This window comes from Paractinoplanes maris (assembly GCF_023544465.1).
Lineage (GTDB): Bacteria > Actinomycetota > Actinomycetes > Mycobacteriales > Micromonosporaceae > Actinoplanes > Actinoplanes maris.
Genome location: NZ_JALPVL010000002.1, coordinates 493458 through 508217, shown reverse-complemented (window position 1 = coordinate 508217; position 14760 = coordinate 493458). Strand labels below are relative to the sequence as shown.

15 protein-coding genes are annotated in these 14760 nt (G+C 71.4%); 8 read left to right on the top strand and 7 right to left on the bottom strand.

The genetic code is table 11. The features are described from left to right. Positions 1–62 precede the first annotated feature (62 nt). A complete protein-coding gene (locus NAG42_RS07280) occupies positions 63–824 on the top strand; it encodes a LamG-like jellyroll fold domain-containing protein (RefSeq protein WP_250028976.1) in 762 nt (253 codons plus the stop codon). A 4-nt stretch (positions 825–828) separates the two neighbouring features. On the opposite strand, the gene NAG42_RS07275 is transcribed toward NAG42_RS07280, so the two are convergent. Further along, positions 829–2040, bottom strand: coding sequence for a glycoside hydrolase family 18 protein (locus NAG42_RS07275; RefSeq protein WP_250028975.1), 1212 nt, complete (start codon positions 2038–2040; stop codon positions 829–831). Positions 2041–2165: 125 nt separating this feature from the next. On the opposite strand from NAG42_RS07275, the gene NAG42_RS07270 reads away from it, so the two are divergent. Together NAG42_RS07270 and NAG42_RS07265 are read left to right on the top strand one after the other, a co-directional pair. After that, positions 2166–4274, top strand: coding sequence for an alkaline phosphatase family protein (locus tag NAG42_RS07270; protein WP_250028974.1), 2109 nt, complete (start codon positions 2166–2168; stop codon positions 4272–4274). A gap of 7 nt (positions 4275–4281) precedes the next feature. Next, positions 4282–5403: a hypothetical protein gene (locus NAG42_RS07265; protein WP_250028973.1), complete on the top strand. Its 1122-nt coding sequence runs from the start codon at positions 4282–4284 to the stop codon at positions 5401–5403. Positions 5404–5405: 2 nt separating this feature from the next. On the opposite strand, the gene NAG42_RS07260 is transcribed toward NAG42_RS07265, so the two are convergent. After that, complete coding sequence (locus tag NAG42_RS07260) at positions 5406–6263, bottom strand: SDR family NAD(P)-dependent oxidoreductase (RefSeq protein WP_250028971.1); 858 nt, start codon at positions 6261–6263, stop codon at positions 5406–5408. A gap of 38 nt (positions 6264–6301) precedes the next feature. On the opposite strand from NAG42_RS07260, the gene NAG42_RS07255 reads away from it, so the two are divergent. Beyond that, positions 6302–7258 (top strand): Dyp-type peroxidase, encoded by a 957-nt coding sequence (locus NAG42_RS07255; RefSeq protein ID WP_250028969.1) that lies wholly within the window; start codon positions 6302–6304, stop codon positions 7256–7258. Positions 7259–7269: 11 nt separating this feature from the next. Here the strand turns inward: NAG42_RS07255 and NAG42_RS07250 are convergent, their stop codons facing one another. From NAG42_RS07250 to NAG42_RS07235, 4 genes are all read right to left on the bottom strand, one after another. Next, a complete protein-coding gene (locus tag NAG42_RS07250) occupies positions 7270–7905 on the bottom strand; it encodes an HAD-IA family hydrolase (RefSeq protein ID WP_250028968.1) in 636 nt (211 codons plus the stop codon). 83 nt (positions 7906–7988) lie between these two features. Continuing rightward, positions 7989–8684, bottom strand: coding sequence for a hypothetical protein (locus NAG42_RS07245; RefSeq protein ID WP_250028966.1), 696 nt, complete (start codon positions 8682–8684; stop codon positions 7989–7991). Between the two features lie 51 nt (positions 8685–8735). Then, complete coding sequence (locus tag NAG42_RS07240; RefSeq protein WP_250028964.1) at positions 8736–9404, bottom strand: DedA family protein; 669 nt, start codon at positions 9402–9404, stop codon at positions 8736–8738. A gap of 46 nt (positions 9405–9450) precedes the next feature. Next, positions 9451–9798, bottom strand: a complete 348-nt coding sequence (locus tag NAG42_RS07235) for a DNA polymerase ligase N-terminal domain-containing protein (protein WP_250028963.1) — start codon at positions 9796–9798, stop codon at positions 9451–9453. A gap of 33 nt (positions 9799–9831) precedes the next feature. On the opposite strand from NAG42_RS07235, the gene NAG42_RS07230 reads away from it, so the two are divergent. From NAG42_RS07230 to NAG42_RS07215, 4 genes are all read left to right on the top strand, one after another. Continuing rightward, positions 9832–11028, top strand: a complete 1197-nt coding sequence (locus tag NAG42_RS07230) for an MFS transporter (RefSeq protein ID WP_250028961.1) — start codon at positions 9832–9834, stop codon at positions 11026–11028. A gap of 82 nt (positions 11029–11110) precedes the next feature. Beyond that, positions 11111–12697, top strand: coding sequence for a glycoside hydrolase domain-containing protein (locus tag NAG42_RS07225; RefSeq protein ID WP_250028959.1), 1587 nt, complete (start codon positions 11111–11113; stop codon positions 12695–12697). Positions 12698–12790: 93 nt separating this feature from the next. Beyond that, entirely contained in the window at positions 12791–13420 is a 630-nt protein-coding gene (locus NAG42_RS07220; RefSeq protein ID WP_250028957.1) for a DUF433 domain-containing protein, read from the top strand. After that, positions 13420–13857 (top strand): DUF5615 family PIN-like protein, encoded by a 438-nt coding sequence (locus NAG42_RS07215; RefSeq protein WP_250028956.1) that lies wholly within the window; start codon positions 13420–13422, stop codon positions 13855–13857. The genes NAG42_RS07220 and NAG42_RS07215 overlap by 1 nt, the downstream gene beginning before the upstream one ends. Positions 13858–13919: 62 nt before the next feature. Here the strand turns inward: NAG42_RS07215 and NAG42_RS07210 are convergent, their stop codons facing one another. Beyond that, a complete protein-coding gene (locus NAG42_RS07210; RefSeq protein WP_438872372.1) occupies positions 13920–14753 on the bottom strand; it encodes an RNA polymerase sigma factor SigF in 834 nt (277 codons plus the stop codon). Positions 14754–14760 lie beyond the last annotated feature (7 nt).

Sequence of the window (14760 nt, the reverse complement as noted above, 5' to 3'; positions counted from 1 at the left end):
ATCGGGGGGTCGGCGGGAGGTCCGGCCCGACCGACAAATCGTTCGCAAGCCATAATTCAGGCATGAGATCTTGGTGGTTGGGCGGGGCGGCCTGGGCCGTCTCCGCCGCTGTCGTCGTGGGCCCGGTGGCCTCCGCGCCGGCGCAGAGCCGGCCGGCAGACTCACGGCGGGCCGCGGTGGCCGACACTCCGGCCGAGCTGATGGCCCGCTACGGATTCAACGGGCGGGCCGCCCCGATCGCCGACCTGTCCGGCCGTGGCCACACGCTGCGGGTCATCTCGGGACACGGCGGCGTCGTGCGGCACGTCGTGCACGGGCAGGGTTCGGCCCTGCTCTTCCCGCCCCGCTGCCAGACCCGGGTCTGCCCGCACGTGGCGTTGCAGACTCCCTCCACGCCCGACCTCAACCCGGGTCGCCGCGACATCTCCTTCGGCGCCGACGTCTATCTGAGCCCGACCCAGACCAGCAAGGGCCAGAACGTCATCCAGAAGGGCTACTCGACCACGAGCAGCCAGTGGAAGCTGCAGATCGACGGCGCCGCCGGCCGGCCGAGCTGTGTGCTGGTCGGCGACCGGCTGCGCCGCATCCTGATGGCCACCAGCTCGGTCACCGTGGCCGACGGCCGCTGGCACCGCATCCGCTGCTCGCGGTCCGGCCCGGTGCTGGCCGTCTTCGTCGACAACCAGCTGCGCGGGCGCACCCTGCTGCCGGCCGGGCTGTCGGTGACCAACAACCGCCCGATGAGCATCGGCGGCAAGGGTGCGTTCGCCGACAACGACCAGTTCAACGGCGCCCTCGACAACGTCTGGGTGCAGGTCGGCTGAGAGCTCAGGACAGGCCGTCGGCGACCGCGGTCAGCAGGTCGGACTGCGGGGTGTCGCCCGAGAGCTCCCAGACGAACGCGCCGCCCAGCGCCTTGCTCCGGGCGTAGGCCATCTTGGTTCTGATCGTGCCGGGGGTGTCGTACGACCACCACTGGGAGCCGCAGAACGCGTACGCGGTGCCGGCCACGACGCCGGTCGGCGGACAGCGCCGGATCAGTACCTGGTAGTCCTCCAGGCCCTTCTCGTAGCGGCCGGCGGCCGGGCCGCTCGCGTCACCGCCCGGCTCGGCGGCCGAGACCCCGGTCCAGCCCCGGCCGTAGAAGCCGATCCCGAGCAGGACCTTCGAGGCGGGTACGCCCAGGCCGAGCAGCTCGTCCACGGTGGCCGAGGTGTTCGCGGTCTCGCGCGCGATGCCCGGGTAGGTGGTGAGTGGCGAGTGCGGCGCGGTCTTCTGGGCCTTCGCCGGGTCGTCCCCACCGGCGCCGGAATAGTCGTACGTCATGGCGCTCAGCCAGTCGGCCGAGCCCGCCGCCGCCCGGTAGTCGGTCGCGGTCAGCTTGGACACGTCGGCCGGCACTGCGGCGGTGATCACCGCGTCCGGACCGAACGCCGAGCGCAGCGAGCCGAGCATCCGGGCCAGCGCGTCGGGCCCGCTCTTGTCGCACTTCAGGCCACAGGCGTTCGGGTATTCCCAGTCCACGTCGATGCCGTCGAAGACGCCCGTCCAGCGGGGATCGGTGAGCAGGTCGTGGCACGAGGCGGCGAACGCGTCCGGGTCGCGGGCCGCCTCGGTGAAGCCGGCCGAACCGGTCCAGCCGCCGAACGACCACAGCACCCGCAGGCCGGGGTGCTTCTTCTTGAGCTTGCGGAGCTGCCCGATGTTGCCGCGCAGTTCGGCTCCGGCGTCGGCGACGCCGTCCACGCTGCTCGCCGCGTCGATCGGCTTCTCGTAGTCGGCCCAGCGGTCGGCCACGGTGCACTTGCCCCCGGTGACCTTGCCGAACGCGTACAGCAGGTGGGTCAGCCGGCTCGCTGCCCCGCCGGCGTCCAGGTCCTTCACCTGGAAGTCGCGGGCGTAGACGCCCCAGCCGGCGAAGTAGCCCACGACCTTGGGGGCGGCGGGCGCCGGGGCGGGTTCCTCCTCGGTCCCACAGGCGGTGAGGCCGGCGGTGAGGCCGAGCAGGATAAGGATGATCAAGACGAATCGGGCGCGCACCGCTCCGAAGCTATCCGGAAGAGACAACCCGGCCCAGGTGATCACTCGTCCGTGTCGGCGGCCGGGCCAGGGTGATTCCGGGCACGGCCGGTCACCGACGGCCATGGTTGTGCGATCGTTTCCCGGTGGCCATCAGCCCCCACGAACCCTCCGCAGCCCCGTCTGTCCGTAACTGGCGCGCCGAGCTGCGTGTCGTGCTGAGCTGGCGCCGGATCCTCAACCGGCTCCGGGCCGTGCTGCGCAGCGCGCTGGTGACCTTCGTCGTGCTCACCCTCACGCTCTGGCTGATGCCGGGCGTCGAGAGCAACGACGTCGTCGACACGCTCGGCCTGGTCGTGCTGGTGGCTGCCGTGGGCGCCGTGCTGCGCCCGTTCCTGCTGGCCGGCGTCGTGGCCCTCGGCGGCTGGGGAGCGATGCTGCTCGGCGTGATGGTCCAGGTCGTGGTCATCGTGGTGGCGCTCGAGATCGACCCGGCCGACCGGATCAGCGGCCTGCCCTCGCTGGTGCTCACCGCGATCCTGGCCGTCGTGTTCGCCGCGATCGTCGACTGGATGGCCGACAGCGGCACCGACGACACGTTCCTCCGGGAGGCGAAGCGGCTCATGCGCGGCGTGCGCCGGCGCCAGGCCCGGCTCTCGGGCGGTCCGCTGCTGACGCTCCGCCGTCCCCGCCAGGGCACCGAGCCGGGTCTGCTGATGGTGCAGCTCGACGGTCTCTCCGAGCCCGTGCTGCGCTGGGCGGTCCGCGCCGGCAACCTGCCCACGCTGGGCCACTGGCTGCGCTCGGGCAGCCACAGCATGCGCGGCTGGCACACCGGCCTGCCGTCGACCACGCCCGCCTCCCAGGCCGGCATCCTGCACGGCGCGTCCCGCCAGATCCCGGCGTTCCGGTGGTTCGAGAAGGACACCGGCAAGCTCATGGTGACCAACCGGCCGCGCGACGCGGCGGTGCTCGAGCCCCGGCTCAGCGACGGCCGAGGCCTGCTGCGCGACGGCGGGGTGAGCATCGGCAACGCGTTCAGCGGCGATGCCGCGGTCAGCCTGCTCACGGTGAGCCACGCGGCACTGCCCGGCCGGTCGGCGCGCGGCTGGGCGGCGTTCATGGCCTCCCCGTACGGCTTCACCCGGGCCCTCGTCCTCGGCGTCGGCGAGGTTTTCACCGAGCTGCATCAGGCCCGCCTGCAGCGCCGCCGCAACCTGCAACCGAGGGTGAGCCGCTCCGGCGCCTTCCTGGCCCTGCGCCCGGCCTCGATGCTGCTGCGCGACGTCAACGTGTCGCTGATCGCCGAGCAGATGGCCCGCGGCGCTCCGGCCATCTACTGCGACCTGGTCGACTACGACGAGGTCGCGCATCACGCGGGCCCGGCCCGCCCCGAGTCGATGCGCCAGCTCGAGAGCCTCGACCGCATGCTCGGCGTGCTCGAGCGGCTGGCCCCCGAGGCGGCCCGGCGCTATCACCTGGTGGTGCTCTCCGATCACGGGCAGAGCCAGGGTGCCACGTTCAAGCAGCGCTTCGGCGAGACCCTGGACGAGGTGGTCGAGCGTTTCGCGGCCCCCGACCACGCCGACGCCCCGGAGTCACCGGCCGAGAGCGAGGCGACCCAGGAGCCCGACTTCCCGGAGCCGCCGCTGGCCCCGCTGATGGTCGTGTCGTCGGGCAACCTGGCGCTCATCTACCTGACCCGCTTCACCGAGCGGCTCGACCGGGTCGCGATCGACCGGGCCTACCCGCGGCTCATCCACGGTCTGGCCGCGCACCCCGGCATCGGGCTGGTCATCGTGCACACCCCGGACGGGCCGGTCGCGCTGGGCGGCTCGGGCAGCCACCGCCTGCGGGACGGCGTGGTCGAGGGGGTCGACCCGCTGCTGCCGTACGGTCCGCGGGCCCGGCACGACCTGCTGCGCCACCAGGAGTCCGCGCACATCGGCGACCTGGTGCTGATCAGCTGCGTCGACCCGGTCACCGAGGAGGTGGCGGCGTTCGAGGAGCTGGTCGGCTCGCACGGCGGCCTCGGCGGCTGGCAGACCGACGCCGTGCTGGTGCACCCGGCGCGCTGGCCGATCGCCGAGACCGACATCATCGGGCCGGACGCCGTGCACCGTCAGCTGATCGAGTGGCTGGCCATGCTCGGGCTCCGCACCCAGCCTCCGGCGGCCGACGAAGAGCGTGAGCTGGAGCACGAGGTGTTCGAAGAGGAGACGATCCCGAGACTTTCCCGGACGCACGACGGTTAGGCACTTTGTGCCTCGACTTCTGTTCCCCCTGGTTGCCCTGGTAGCTCTGGTCTGGCCGGCGTCCGCGGCGACGGCGGTGGCCCCGCCGCCACGCCCCGGTGCACCCACCTTCAACGGTGGCGTCTACGCCATCGCCCACCGCGGCGCGACCACCTATGTCGGAGGCTCGTTCACCACGGCCACGGCCGGCGGCCGCGTCTATCCGCGCGAGCGGATGGCCGCCTTCGACTCCCGCACCGGCCAGATGCTCGACTGGTCGCCGAGCGCCGACGGCGTGGTGCGCGCCCTGGCCGCCACGCCGGACAGCGTCTACGCGGCCGGCGACTTCCACCGGGTCGACGGCGAGGCCCGTGACTCCCTGGCCCGGCTGCACCCCACGACCGGCGTCGTCCGCTCCTTCCAGCACACCCTTTCCGGTACGGCCTACGCGCTCGCCACCGGCAACGACCGGCTCTATCTGGCCGGCAGCTTCACCGACGTCTCCGGCCAGAAACGCAGCAACCTGGCCGCCTTCTCGCTGACCACCGGCAAGCTGGACGCGCGCTGGCGCCCGGCCGCCGACGACACGGTGCACGCGCTCGCGGTCACCGGCCGGCGGGTCTACCTCGGTGGCGGCTTCCACACCGTGAACGCCGTCAAGGGCACCCTGCGGCTGGCCGGGGTCGACGGCACCAGCGGGGTCGTCGAGCCGGCGTTCCGGCCGCGGGTGCCGGCCGAGGTGCGGGCGATCTCGCTCGACCCGGCCGGGGTGCACGTGGCCACCGCGGGAGTGGGCGGCCGGGCGATCGCCTACAACTGGATCGGGACGATGCGCTGGCAGCGGGTCTTCGACGGGGACGCCTCGGCCATCGCCACCACCGGGGGCATCACGTATGTCGGCGGGCACTTCGACAGCGCCTGCCTGACCGAGCGCAACGGCGTCAAGGGTGGCTGTGTGGACGGTGCCCGGGGGCGGTTCAAGCTCGCCGCGGTGACGTCGAAGGGGCAGCTCACCGGGTGGGCGCCGACGGCGAACGGAGTGATCGGGGTCCGGGTGCTGAGCGTCAATCACGTGGCCGGCACGATCGAGGCCGGGGGCGACTTCACCACGATCAACGGCCAGGACCGGCGCCGGTTCGCCGCCTTCTGAATTCAGACGATCTTGCGGCGGGCGGCGACGGCCTGGCTGATCCGCCAGTAGCGGATCGGGGCCAGCCGGGCCAGCAGGTCGGCCCCCTTGGCGACGCCGCCGATCACCAGTCGCGGCCGCCGGTGGTGCACCGCCGCCAGGATCTGCCTGGCCGCTTCCTCGGCCGGCATGGTCAGCGCCCGCTCGGCGAAGCGCCGCGCCTGCTCGGCCTGCTTGCCCTCCGGGTCACCGCCGCTGATCCGGGCGTTGGCCGCGATGTTGGTGCGGATGCCGCCGGGATGCACCACGGTGACCCCGACCCCCATCGGCTCGATCTCGTGCCGCAGCGCGTCGGTGAACCCGCGGACGGCGAACTTGCTCGTCGCATAGGCCACCTGACCGGCCGGGGCGATCAATCCGAACAGGCTCGACACGTTGACCACGTGCGAGCCGGGGCGGGCCAGCAGCTGCGGCAGGAACGCCTTGGTCAGCCGCACGACGGCGAGCAGGTTGACCTCGAGCAGCCATTCGAGGTCGGCCATCGAGTTCTCCTCGAAGCTGCCCATCAGCGTGACGCCGGCGTTGTTGGCCAGCAGATCGACCCCGCCGTGGCGGGCGGCCACCTCGGCCGCCAGGTCCAGCCGGTCACCGCCGTCGCTGAGGTCGATCTCGTACGTCGTCACCTCGCGCGCGCCGAGCTCGCGAGCCGCGGCGGCCACCCGGGCCAGGCCCTCGGCATCCCGGTCGACCAGCGCCAGCACCGCGCGCCGCCGGGCCAGCTCGTGGGCCAGAGCCGCCCCGATGCCGGCGGCGGCCCCGGTGACCAGGCACGTGCGGCCGGCGAAGGCGAAACGGCCGGTGGCGTCAGCCCGATCACTCATCGGTCCATTATCGCGGCCCGGCCCATAAACTGCGCCCCATGACCGCGCCCCGCTCCGTCGGCCCGACCGTCGAATCCCAGGCCGTCCTGGCTCCGCTCACCGACGCCGCGATCTTCCTCGTGGCCACCGTCCGTCCGGGCGGCGAGCAGACCGTGCGTGACCTGCTCGAAGACCTCAGCGCGTTGCAGCGCACGGTCGGCTTCCGGCTGCCCGCGGCCCAGCTCTCCTGCGTCACCGGCATCGGCGCCGAGGTGTGGGACCGCCTCTTCGCCGGCCCGCGCCCGGCCGAGTTGCACCGCTTCCGCGCCTGGAAGGGTCCCAAGCACACCGCGCCGTCGACCCCGGGCGACCTGCTCTTCCACATCCGGGCCGGCCAGATGGACGTCTGCTTCGAGCTGGCGAGCAAGATCGGTGACCGGTTGCGCGGCGCCGGCGACATCGTCGACGAGACACACGGCTTCAAATACTTCGACGAGCGCGACCTGCTGGGCTTCGTCGACGGCACCGAGAACCCGTCGGGGGCCAAGGCCCGGCACGCCGTGGTGATCGGTGACGAGGACGAGGCGTTCGCCGGCGGCAGCTACGTGATGGTGCAGAAATACGTCCACGACCTCGAGGCCTGGAACGCGTTGAAGGTCGAGGACCAGGAGGCCGCCATCGGCCGCCGGAAGCTCGACAACGTCGAGATCCCGGACGAGGACAAGGCGCCCAACTCGCACCTCGCCCTCAACGTCGTCGAGGACGCGGACGGCAACGAGCTCAAGATCCTGCGCGACAACATGCCGTTCGGCTCGATCAAGGACGGCGAGTTCGGCACCTATTACATCGCCTACGCCGCCACGCCCGATGTGCCCGAGCTGATGCTGCGCCGCATGTTCCTCGGCGAGCCCTTCGGCACGTACGACCGCATCCTGGACTTCTCGACGGCCCGGACCGGATCGCTGTTCTTCGTCCCGACCGGTGACTTCCTCGACGACCTGCCGCCCGCGCCCTGATCGACCCGCTGTCAGCCGAGCAGCGCGGCCAGATCGGCGAGCGTTTCCAGTCGCAGGTCTCCGTCGAGTCCGCGCAGGGCGGCCGTGCGGGCCCCGGCGGCGCGTCCGGCGGCCAGGCCGACCTCGGCGTCCTCGACCACCAGGCAGTCGGCCGGGTCGACGCCGAGCAGCTCCGCGGCGCGCAGGTAACCCTCGGGGTCGGGCTTGCCGGCCGCGATGTCGTCGGTGGTCACCAGCACCGGCGCGACGATGCCGGCCGCGCTCAGCCGGGCCTTGGCCAGCCGGGTGTCGGCGCTGGTCACCACGGCCCACGGGATGCCTCGGCGGGTGAGCCGCACGAGCAGCTCGGCGGCGCCCGGAGTCGCGGACACGTCGGAGAGGTCGTCGTACTGCAGCTCGAGCTGACGGGCCGACGCGACGACCTGAGTAGCCTCGTCGAGGTGCGGCAGGAGCTTGCGGACGGTGGTCGCGCTCGGACTGCCGTGCGCCATCTCGTACGCCTCCTGGCCGTCGACACCGTACTCGGCGGCCCAGGACAACCACGACCGCAGCACCGCGCCGTCCGAGTCGACCAGGGTGCCGTCCATGTCGAAGAGCACGGCCCGCACAGTGGTCATGTCGAACCGGCCAGGGTCGATGTCGGTCACCTATAACCTCCACAGGTCACGCGAGGGCGGCCCCTCTGCTGTGCAGGTGGGCCGCCCTCGTGCTGAGCTCGAACCGTACGGAATCAGGGAGTGTGCTTGCGTGGCGCGCCGCGCCGGCCGGTGGTGGCCGGCACCGGCGTCTCGGCCGCCGCGGCCGTCTTACGCGGAGCGCGGGTGCGGGGAGCTGCGGCCGACGACGCGGCCCTCGCGGCTGTCCGCCGGGCCGCGGTCGCCCGGGCCGTGCTCGACGCGGCCGGCGCCGCCGTGTCCTCGGTCTGGGCCGTCTCGGCCGCCGTCTCGTCGGTCTGAGCCGACTCGGGCGGAGTCGTGTCCTCCGTCTCGGCCGGAGTCGTCTCGTCGGTCGGCGGCGGCGGGACGACGGCCGGCAGCGTGGGGCTCACCGGTGTGGCGGCCGGTCCCGGCGGTGAGGCCGCCGCGCGGTCCCGTTCCTTCTCCCGGCTGATCAGGTCGTTGAGCAGGCTCTTGCCGTATTTCTCCTCCAGCGCCGACGCCTTGCCCTGAGCCTTCCCGGCCCGCTGTACGGCCTTGCGGTGCGCCTTGCGGAGGCGGTCCTTGTCGCGCGCCTGCGTCTTGAGTGATCGCTTGAGCCGCTTGGCCTCGGCCTCGGCGTTACGCAGTGCCTGCGTCTGCTGGCGGGTCAGGTCGGCGTTGGTGCGCAGCCTGTTCTCCAGCTCGGTGACGGTCGTCTGGGCGCGCTCGGCGGCGGTGTGTGCGGCCGCGGATTGCTCACGGCGGCGATCGAGCTGCTTGCTTGTCACAACTTCTCCTTCCCTCCCCATTGCCCTACCCCGGCCGGAGGTGAGCAACCTTCAGGAGGATGTGTCCTGGGCCGCCGCGGCTTCGGCCTTCTGAGCGCGGCGGCGGCGGATGTGCCGCACATGCAGCGTCACGTAGCCGGTCACCGCCAGCACCGCGGCGGCGATGGCCCACCACTTGTAGCGGTGGGCGTGCTCGATGATCTCGACGAGATGCGTGCCGAGCAGGTACGCGATGGTCGTCCAGAAGCCTACCCACAGCGCGGCGCCGATGGCGTTGTAGATCAGGAACGTGCGCCACGGCATCGCGGTGATGCCGGCGATCACGCCGTTGAACTGGCGCAGCCCGTCGATGAAGCGGGCCACCATGACGACCCGGCCCCCGCGGCGGGCGAAGAATCCCTCGGCCCGGGCCAGCCGCTCGGGTGTGAGGAACACGTATTTCCCCCAGCGCACGGCGACTTTGCGGCCGCCGCGCACCCCGATCCAGTAGCCGATGTTGTCGCCGATCACCGCGGCGACGAACGCGATGGCCGCGACCGCGAAGATGTTCATCCGGCCGGCCCCGGCATAGACGGCCGCGGCCACCATGATGGTCTGACCCGGCGCGGGCACCCCGAAGCTCTCGACGCCGATCACACCCGCGACGGCGAGATAACCCCAGCGATCGAGAATCGGGGCCACGCCGTGCAGGAATCCGGGAAGATCGGCTGAAGGTGGCATCGCGTCAACGGTAGCCGGGCCGGTGCGGGCCCGACGGGTGGAGTCACTACCGCGGTTGTTCTTTGGTCCGGTGCAGTAACCAATTGACCCCATCGGTGTGGATCAGCGCATACCGGTGCGACCCGTCCCGCCCGTGCAGGGTGAAGACCATCCGCTTGTCGTTGCGGTCCTCTTCCTGCCACCAGCCGATGTCCGCGATCGACTTGTCCGAGTCGGTGTAGGTGAGGTGGTCGAGGTCGTGGTCGGGCACGGCGACGGCCAGCCGGTTGCGAGCCGGATCGGTGGGCAGCCCGCGCGGCACGGCCCACGAACGCAACACGCCGTCTTCCTCCAGCCGCAGGTCGAAGTGCGGCCGGGGTTTGCGATGGTCATGCAGCACAAAAGCGGGCTCCACCCGGCCGACGCTACCCTCTGCCAGAGTGTCCCGATGGCACCGCGATCAGCACCCGCGCTCACCGCCCTGGCCGCCGGCACCTTCGCCCTCGGCATGACCGAATTCGTCATCACCGGTCTGCTGCCCGAGATCGCCACCGATCTGTCGGTGTCGATCCCCACCGCCGGCCTGCTGATCTCCGCGTACGCCCTGAGTGTGGTGATCGGCGGGCCGCTCGTCACGGCCGCGGTCGCTCGCCGGGCGCGGAAGCCGGTGCTGATCGCCCTGCTCGGCTTCTTCGTCGCCGGCAACCTGATGTCGGCCGTCGCGCCCAGCTTCGCCGTGATGATGACCGGCCGGGTGGTCGCCGCTCTCTGTCACGGCGCGTTCATCGGCATCGCCACCATCGTCGCGGGCGGTCTCGTCCGGCCCGACCGCCGCAGCAGCGCGATCGCCGCCATGCTGAGCGGCATCACCCTGGCCACCGTGGCCGGCGTCCCCCTCGGCACGTTGCTCGGCCAGCAGTACGGCTGGCGCGCCACCTTCTGGGCGATGGCGCTGCTCGGCGTCCTCGCCGCGCTCTCGACGGCCGCGTTCGTCCCGGTGACCGGTTCCGGCGCGGCCGCCGGCGGCCAGTGGGGTGCCTTCCGCAACGTCACCGTCTGGCTCGCCCTGGGCATGACCGCGCTCGCGTTCGGCGCTGTCTACGCCCCTTTCACGTACGTGGCACCGCTGATGACCGAGGTCGCCGGGTTCGGTCCGGGCGCGCTGCCGTGGCTGCTCGTGCTCTTCGGCCTGGGGCTGGTGCTGGGCAACGTGATCGGGGCCCGGGCGGCCGACCGCCGGCTGATGACGACCGTCGTCACCGCGTCGGTCGCGATGCTGATCGTCCTGGTCCTCTTCTCCTGGACCGCCCACTCGCGGCTGCCGGCGGCGGTGACGCTCTTCGCGCTCGGTGTCGTCGCCTACGCCACCGCTCCGGGTCTGACCACCCGGGTGATCACCGCGGCCGACGGTGACGCGCAAAACCTGATCGTGTCGTCGGCCGCCGTGTCCGCGTTCAACCTGGGGAATGCCGCGGGCGCCTACCTGGGTGGCCGGGCCATCGCCGCCGGCTGGGGTTACGAGTCGACGCCGCTGGTCGGAGCGGGGATGGAACTGGGCGCGCTCGCGCTCGCGGCGGCACTGCTGGTCGTGAGCCGGGTGAACGCGCGGGCGACGGGGAGCGCCCGTTCAGCCGAGGTGAGCTGAGCGGCCGCTTGCTTGGCTCTGTGCTCGTTCGCTCGTCGTCCGTTCGTCCGTTCCTCGTTCGTCCGACGCCGGAAAGGGAGTCATGGCGGTCCTGTCACTCGCGCGCCGCAAGATCGCGCTGGGCGCGCTGATCGCGGCCGTGGTCGTGAGCGCCTCGGCGTTCGCTCTGCAACGAGCCGACGCGGCCGCCTGGTCGACCGCGCAGCCCGGCACCTTCACCGGGTACGCGTTCGACGCCTGCACGGCTCCGACCGGCGCCTCGATGAGGGCGTGGCGGGCCAGTTCGCCGTACAAGGCCATCGGTGTCTACATCGGTGGCGTCAACCGCGGCTGCGCCCAGCCGCAGCTCACCGCGGCCTGGGTCAGGCAGCAGGTGGAGGCCGGCTGGAAGTTGCTGCCGCTCTATGTGGGACCGCAGGCGACCTGCACGACGATCGGCGGCGGTCGCCGGCTGATCGACAACGCGCGCGCCGACACGCAGGGCCGGGTGGCCGCCTCGGACGCCGTCGCGCAGGCGGCCGCGCTCGGTCTGGCCCGTGAGACGGTGATCATCTATGACATGGAGGCGTATCGGACGGACGACGTCAGGTGCCGCCAGGGCGTGCTGGCCTTCATGAACGGGTGGACCGCCCGGCTGCACGACAACGGCTACTTCTCGGGCTTCTACTCGAGTGCCTCTTCCGGGGTGGCTCACCAGGTCGCGGCGTACCCGACACCGGGATACACCCGTCCCGACTACGTCGACTTCGCCCGGTGGGATCTGCGGGTCACGACGGCCGACCGGGCCCTGCCGGCGACTGCCTGGCCCGGCCAGAGGCGCATGAAGCAATACCGCGGCGGTCACCGGGAGACGTACGGCGGCGTCACCATCAATATCGACAACAACTACGTCGACTTCGCGCCCCTGCCCCGGACCCGGACGGGCGACACCTCGGGCAACGGCTGGTCCGACGTGCTCGGCCGGTCGTCCACCGGCGTCCTGACGGCATTCCTCGGCAACGGCTCGGTGGTCGACAACAACCAGCGCCGCACGCTCGGCATCGGCTTCCGCACGATGAACGCCGTCATCCGCCCCGGCGACCTCAACCGCGACGGCCGCGAGGACGTGATCGCCCGGCAGACCAACGGCGACCTGTGGTTCCACCCCGGCACGGCCACCGGCCTCGGCCAGCGCCGGCTCCTCACCCGCGGCTGGCAGGCCCTACGCGAAATCACCCCGATCGGCGACCTCACCGGCGACGGCCGTCCGGACCTGCTGGCCGTCTCGAAGGGCAACAACCTTTACCTGTACGCCGGTCAGCCCGGCCCCAAGCTCGGCCGGGCCCAGCTCGTCGGCAGCGGCTGGGCCGGCCGCACCGAACTGGCCGGCGCCGGCGACTTCAACCGTGACGGCCACCCCGACCTGGCCGCCCGCTCGACGGACGGCCGGCTCTACCTGTGGCCCGGCCGCCGCGGCGGCTTCACCGGCGCACGAGTCCCGCTGGGCGCCTCCGCCACCGACCTGCGCGACCTGATCGGCCTCGGCGACTTCGACCGCGACGGCTACCCCGACCTGGCCGCAGTCCAGAAGTCCACCGGCAACCTGATCCTGCTCCCCGGCACCGGCACCACCGTCCGCCCCCCATTCCGCCTGGCCCCCGGTTACGCGACAATCACGCCCCTGGCCTGATCCGCCGCGAAATGGACCAGGCTCGCTCACCTTGGCGCACGACAACTGGCTCCGTGCTTTCACGAACGGCAGTCGATGTGACACGCTGACGTCATGGCCTACGAACCACGCATCGCGTCCGCGCTGTCCGGTGCGACGCGTGGCCAGTTGGACTATTGGCGTCGGCAGGGTCTGCTCGTTCCCGAGGTTTCAGCAACCAGGCCAATGCTCTATTCGTTCCGCGACCTCATCGCCTTACGCACCTTTGTCTACCTACGGGAAGAGCGACCGCTGCAGACCATCAGGCGTGCTCTGGACAAGCTGAGAGAGATCGGCGAGACCGACCACCTCTCCCGGTATCGCCTGGTCAAACAAGGCCGTCGAAGCATCGCCCTCGTCCAGGACGCTGGGGATGGGGCTGTCGATCTTGTCGAGAAGCCTGGTCAGCAGCTCACCGTGATCAACCTGGGCGACATGTTGCGCTCGTTCCCGCTGGGTGAGGTGGAGATTCCCAACCTCACCCATCCCCGACAGCGGATCTCCGTGAATCCCTCGGTGCGACGGGGCTATCCAGTGGTGGCAGGGACTCGCGTCGCCTTCGACCTCGTTGCCGGTTTGGTACGAGACGGAGTGCCGCCAGAGGCGGTCAAGGAGTACTACCCAGGCGTCACCGCAGCAGCGGCCCGAGATGCTGCTTCTTTTGCCGACTACGTCGACCAAGCGGCGGAGCGTACGGCAGCCTGATGCGGATCTTGTTGGACGAGGACGTCCCTCGGCCCTCGGTCGACTTGTTGCGCCATGTCTTGCACGGTCACGATGTCGACCATGTCCATCTGATCAAGTGGGCGGGCAAGAAGGACCTGGTGCTCTATCAGGACGCCAAGCGCGCGGGGTACGACGTGGTGGTTACCAACGACGCCGCGCAGATGTCCGATCCTGACGAGTGCCGCGAGGTGAAGCGGGCCGGCATGCACCGCGTGTCATACAAGCAGCGCCATCCAGGTCTTCGCGGGCTGGCTGTCGCCGTCGCGTCATTGGTGGCGGCTATGCCCGACGTCGTTGCGGTGTTGGCTGACGCCGAGGGGCAGCGCCTGGTGGCGATCATCGGTATCGACCTGACCCACAAGCGGTTCTCAGTTGTCGATCCCCGGCACGACCCACCGACTTACTGGCCCAGATAGGTCTGGCGGTGGAAACACTCGTGGCCGGCCCGAACCGGACCGGCCACGAAGAACTTGGTGTCTTACAGGGTGTCGGCGGCCAGCTGGCCACGCAGCTTGGTGAGCGCCTTGGTCAGGAGCCGGCTGACGTGCATCTGCGAGATGCCGATCTGGTCGGCGATCTGCGACTGGGTCAGGTTGCCGTAGAAGCGCAGCGTCAGGATCTTCTGCTCGCGCTCGTCCAGGGTGGCCAGGGCCGGGCCGAGGGCGACGCGGGTCTCGGCCAGCTCGTACTCGTAGTCCTCGCCGCCGAGGGTGTCGCCCAGCTCGGTGGTGCCGTCGGCCGAGATCGGGGTCGACAGGCTGGTGGCGTTGTAGGCGCGGGCGCCCTCGAGGCCCTCCAGCACGTCTTCCTCGCTGACTCCGAGGTGGGTCGCGACGTCGGCGACGGTCGGGGAGCGGCCGAGGCTGTGAGTCAGCGTGGCGTTGGCCTCGGTGATCGCGAGGCGCAGCTCCTGCAGGCGGCGGGGCACGCGGACCGACCAGGTGCGGTCGCGGAAGTGGCGCTTGATCTCGCCGATGATGGTCGGGATCGCGTAGCCGGCGAAGTCGACGCCGCGCTCGGGGTCGAACTTGTCGACGGCCTTGATGAGGCCGACGGTCGCGGTCTGAACCAGGTCGTCGGTGGGCTCGCCGCGGCCGGAGTAGCGGTGCGCGAGGTGGCGGGCCAGCGGCAGCCAGGCCTCGATCGCGCGGTCCCGCAGCGAGACGCGGGACGGGTGACCGGCCGGCATCGCAGCCATGGCGTTCAGCAGCTCGGCGGCGCTGTCGACCGGCGCGGTGGCAGCGGCCGGAAGGGCGACGACCTCGGTCGTCGGCGCCTCGATCGTGCTCGTGGTGGTCTCGGTGATCGTCATACGGTGG

Excerpts from the sequence above, each read along its gene's own strand:
- NAG42_RS07280 (WP_250028976.1), top strand. The coding sequence starts at position 63 with ATGAGATCTTGGTGGTTGGGCGGGGCGGCCTGGGCCGTCTCCGCCGCT.
- NAG42_RS07260 (WP_250028971.1), bottom strand. The coding sequence starts at position 6,263 with ATGAGTGATCGGGCTGACGCCACCGGCCGTTTCGCCTTCGCCGGCCGC.
- NAG42_RS07255 (WP_250028969.1), top strand. The coding sequence starts at position 6,302 with ATGACCGCGCCCCGCTCCGTCGGCCCGACCGTCGAATCCCAGGCCGTC.
- NAG42_RS07240 (WP_250028964.1), bottom strand. The coding sequence starts at position 9,404 with ATGCCACCTTCAGCCGATCTTCCCGGATTCCTGCACGGCGTGGCCCCG.
- NAG42_RS07230 (WP_250028961.1), top strand. The coding sequence starts at position 9,832 with ATGGCACCGCGATCAGCACCCGCGCTCACCGCCCTGGCCGCCGGCACC.
- NAG42_RS07225 (WP_250028959.1), top strand. The coding sequence starts at position 11,111 with ATGGCGGTCCTGTCACTCGCGCGCCGCAAGATCGCGCTGGGCGCGCTG.
- NAG42_RS07220 (WP_250028957.1), top strand. The coding sequence starts at position 12,791 with ATGGCCTACGAACCACGCATCGCGTCCGCGCTGTCCGGTGCGACGCGT.
- NAG42_RS07215 (WP_250028956.1), top strand. The coding sequence starts at position 13,420 with ATGCGGATCTTGTTGGACGAGGACGTCCCTCGGCCCTCGGTCGACTTG.
- NAG42_RS07210 (WP_438872372.1), bottom strand. The coding sequence starts at position 14,753 with ATGACGATCACCGAGACCACCACGAGCACGATCGAGGCGCCGACGACC.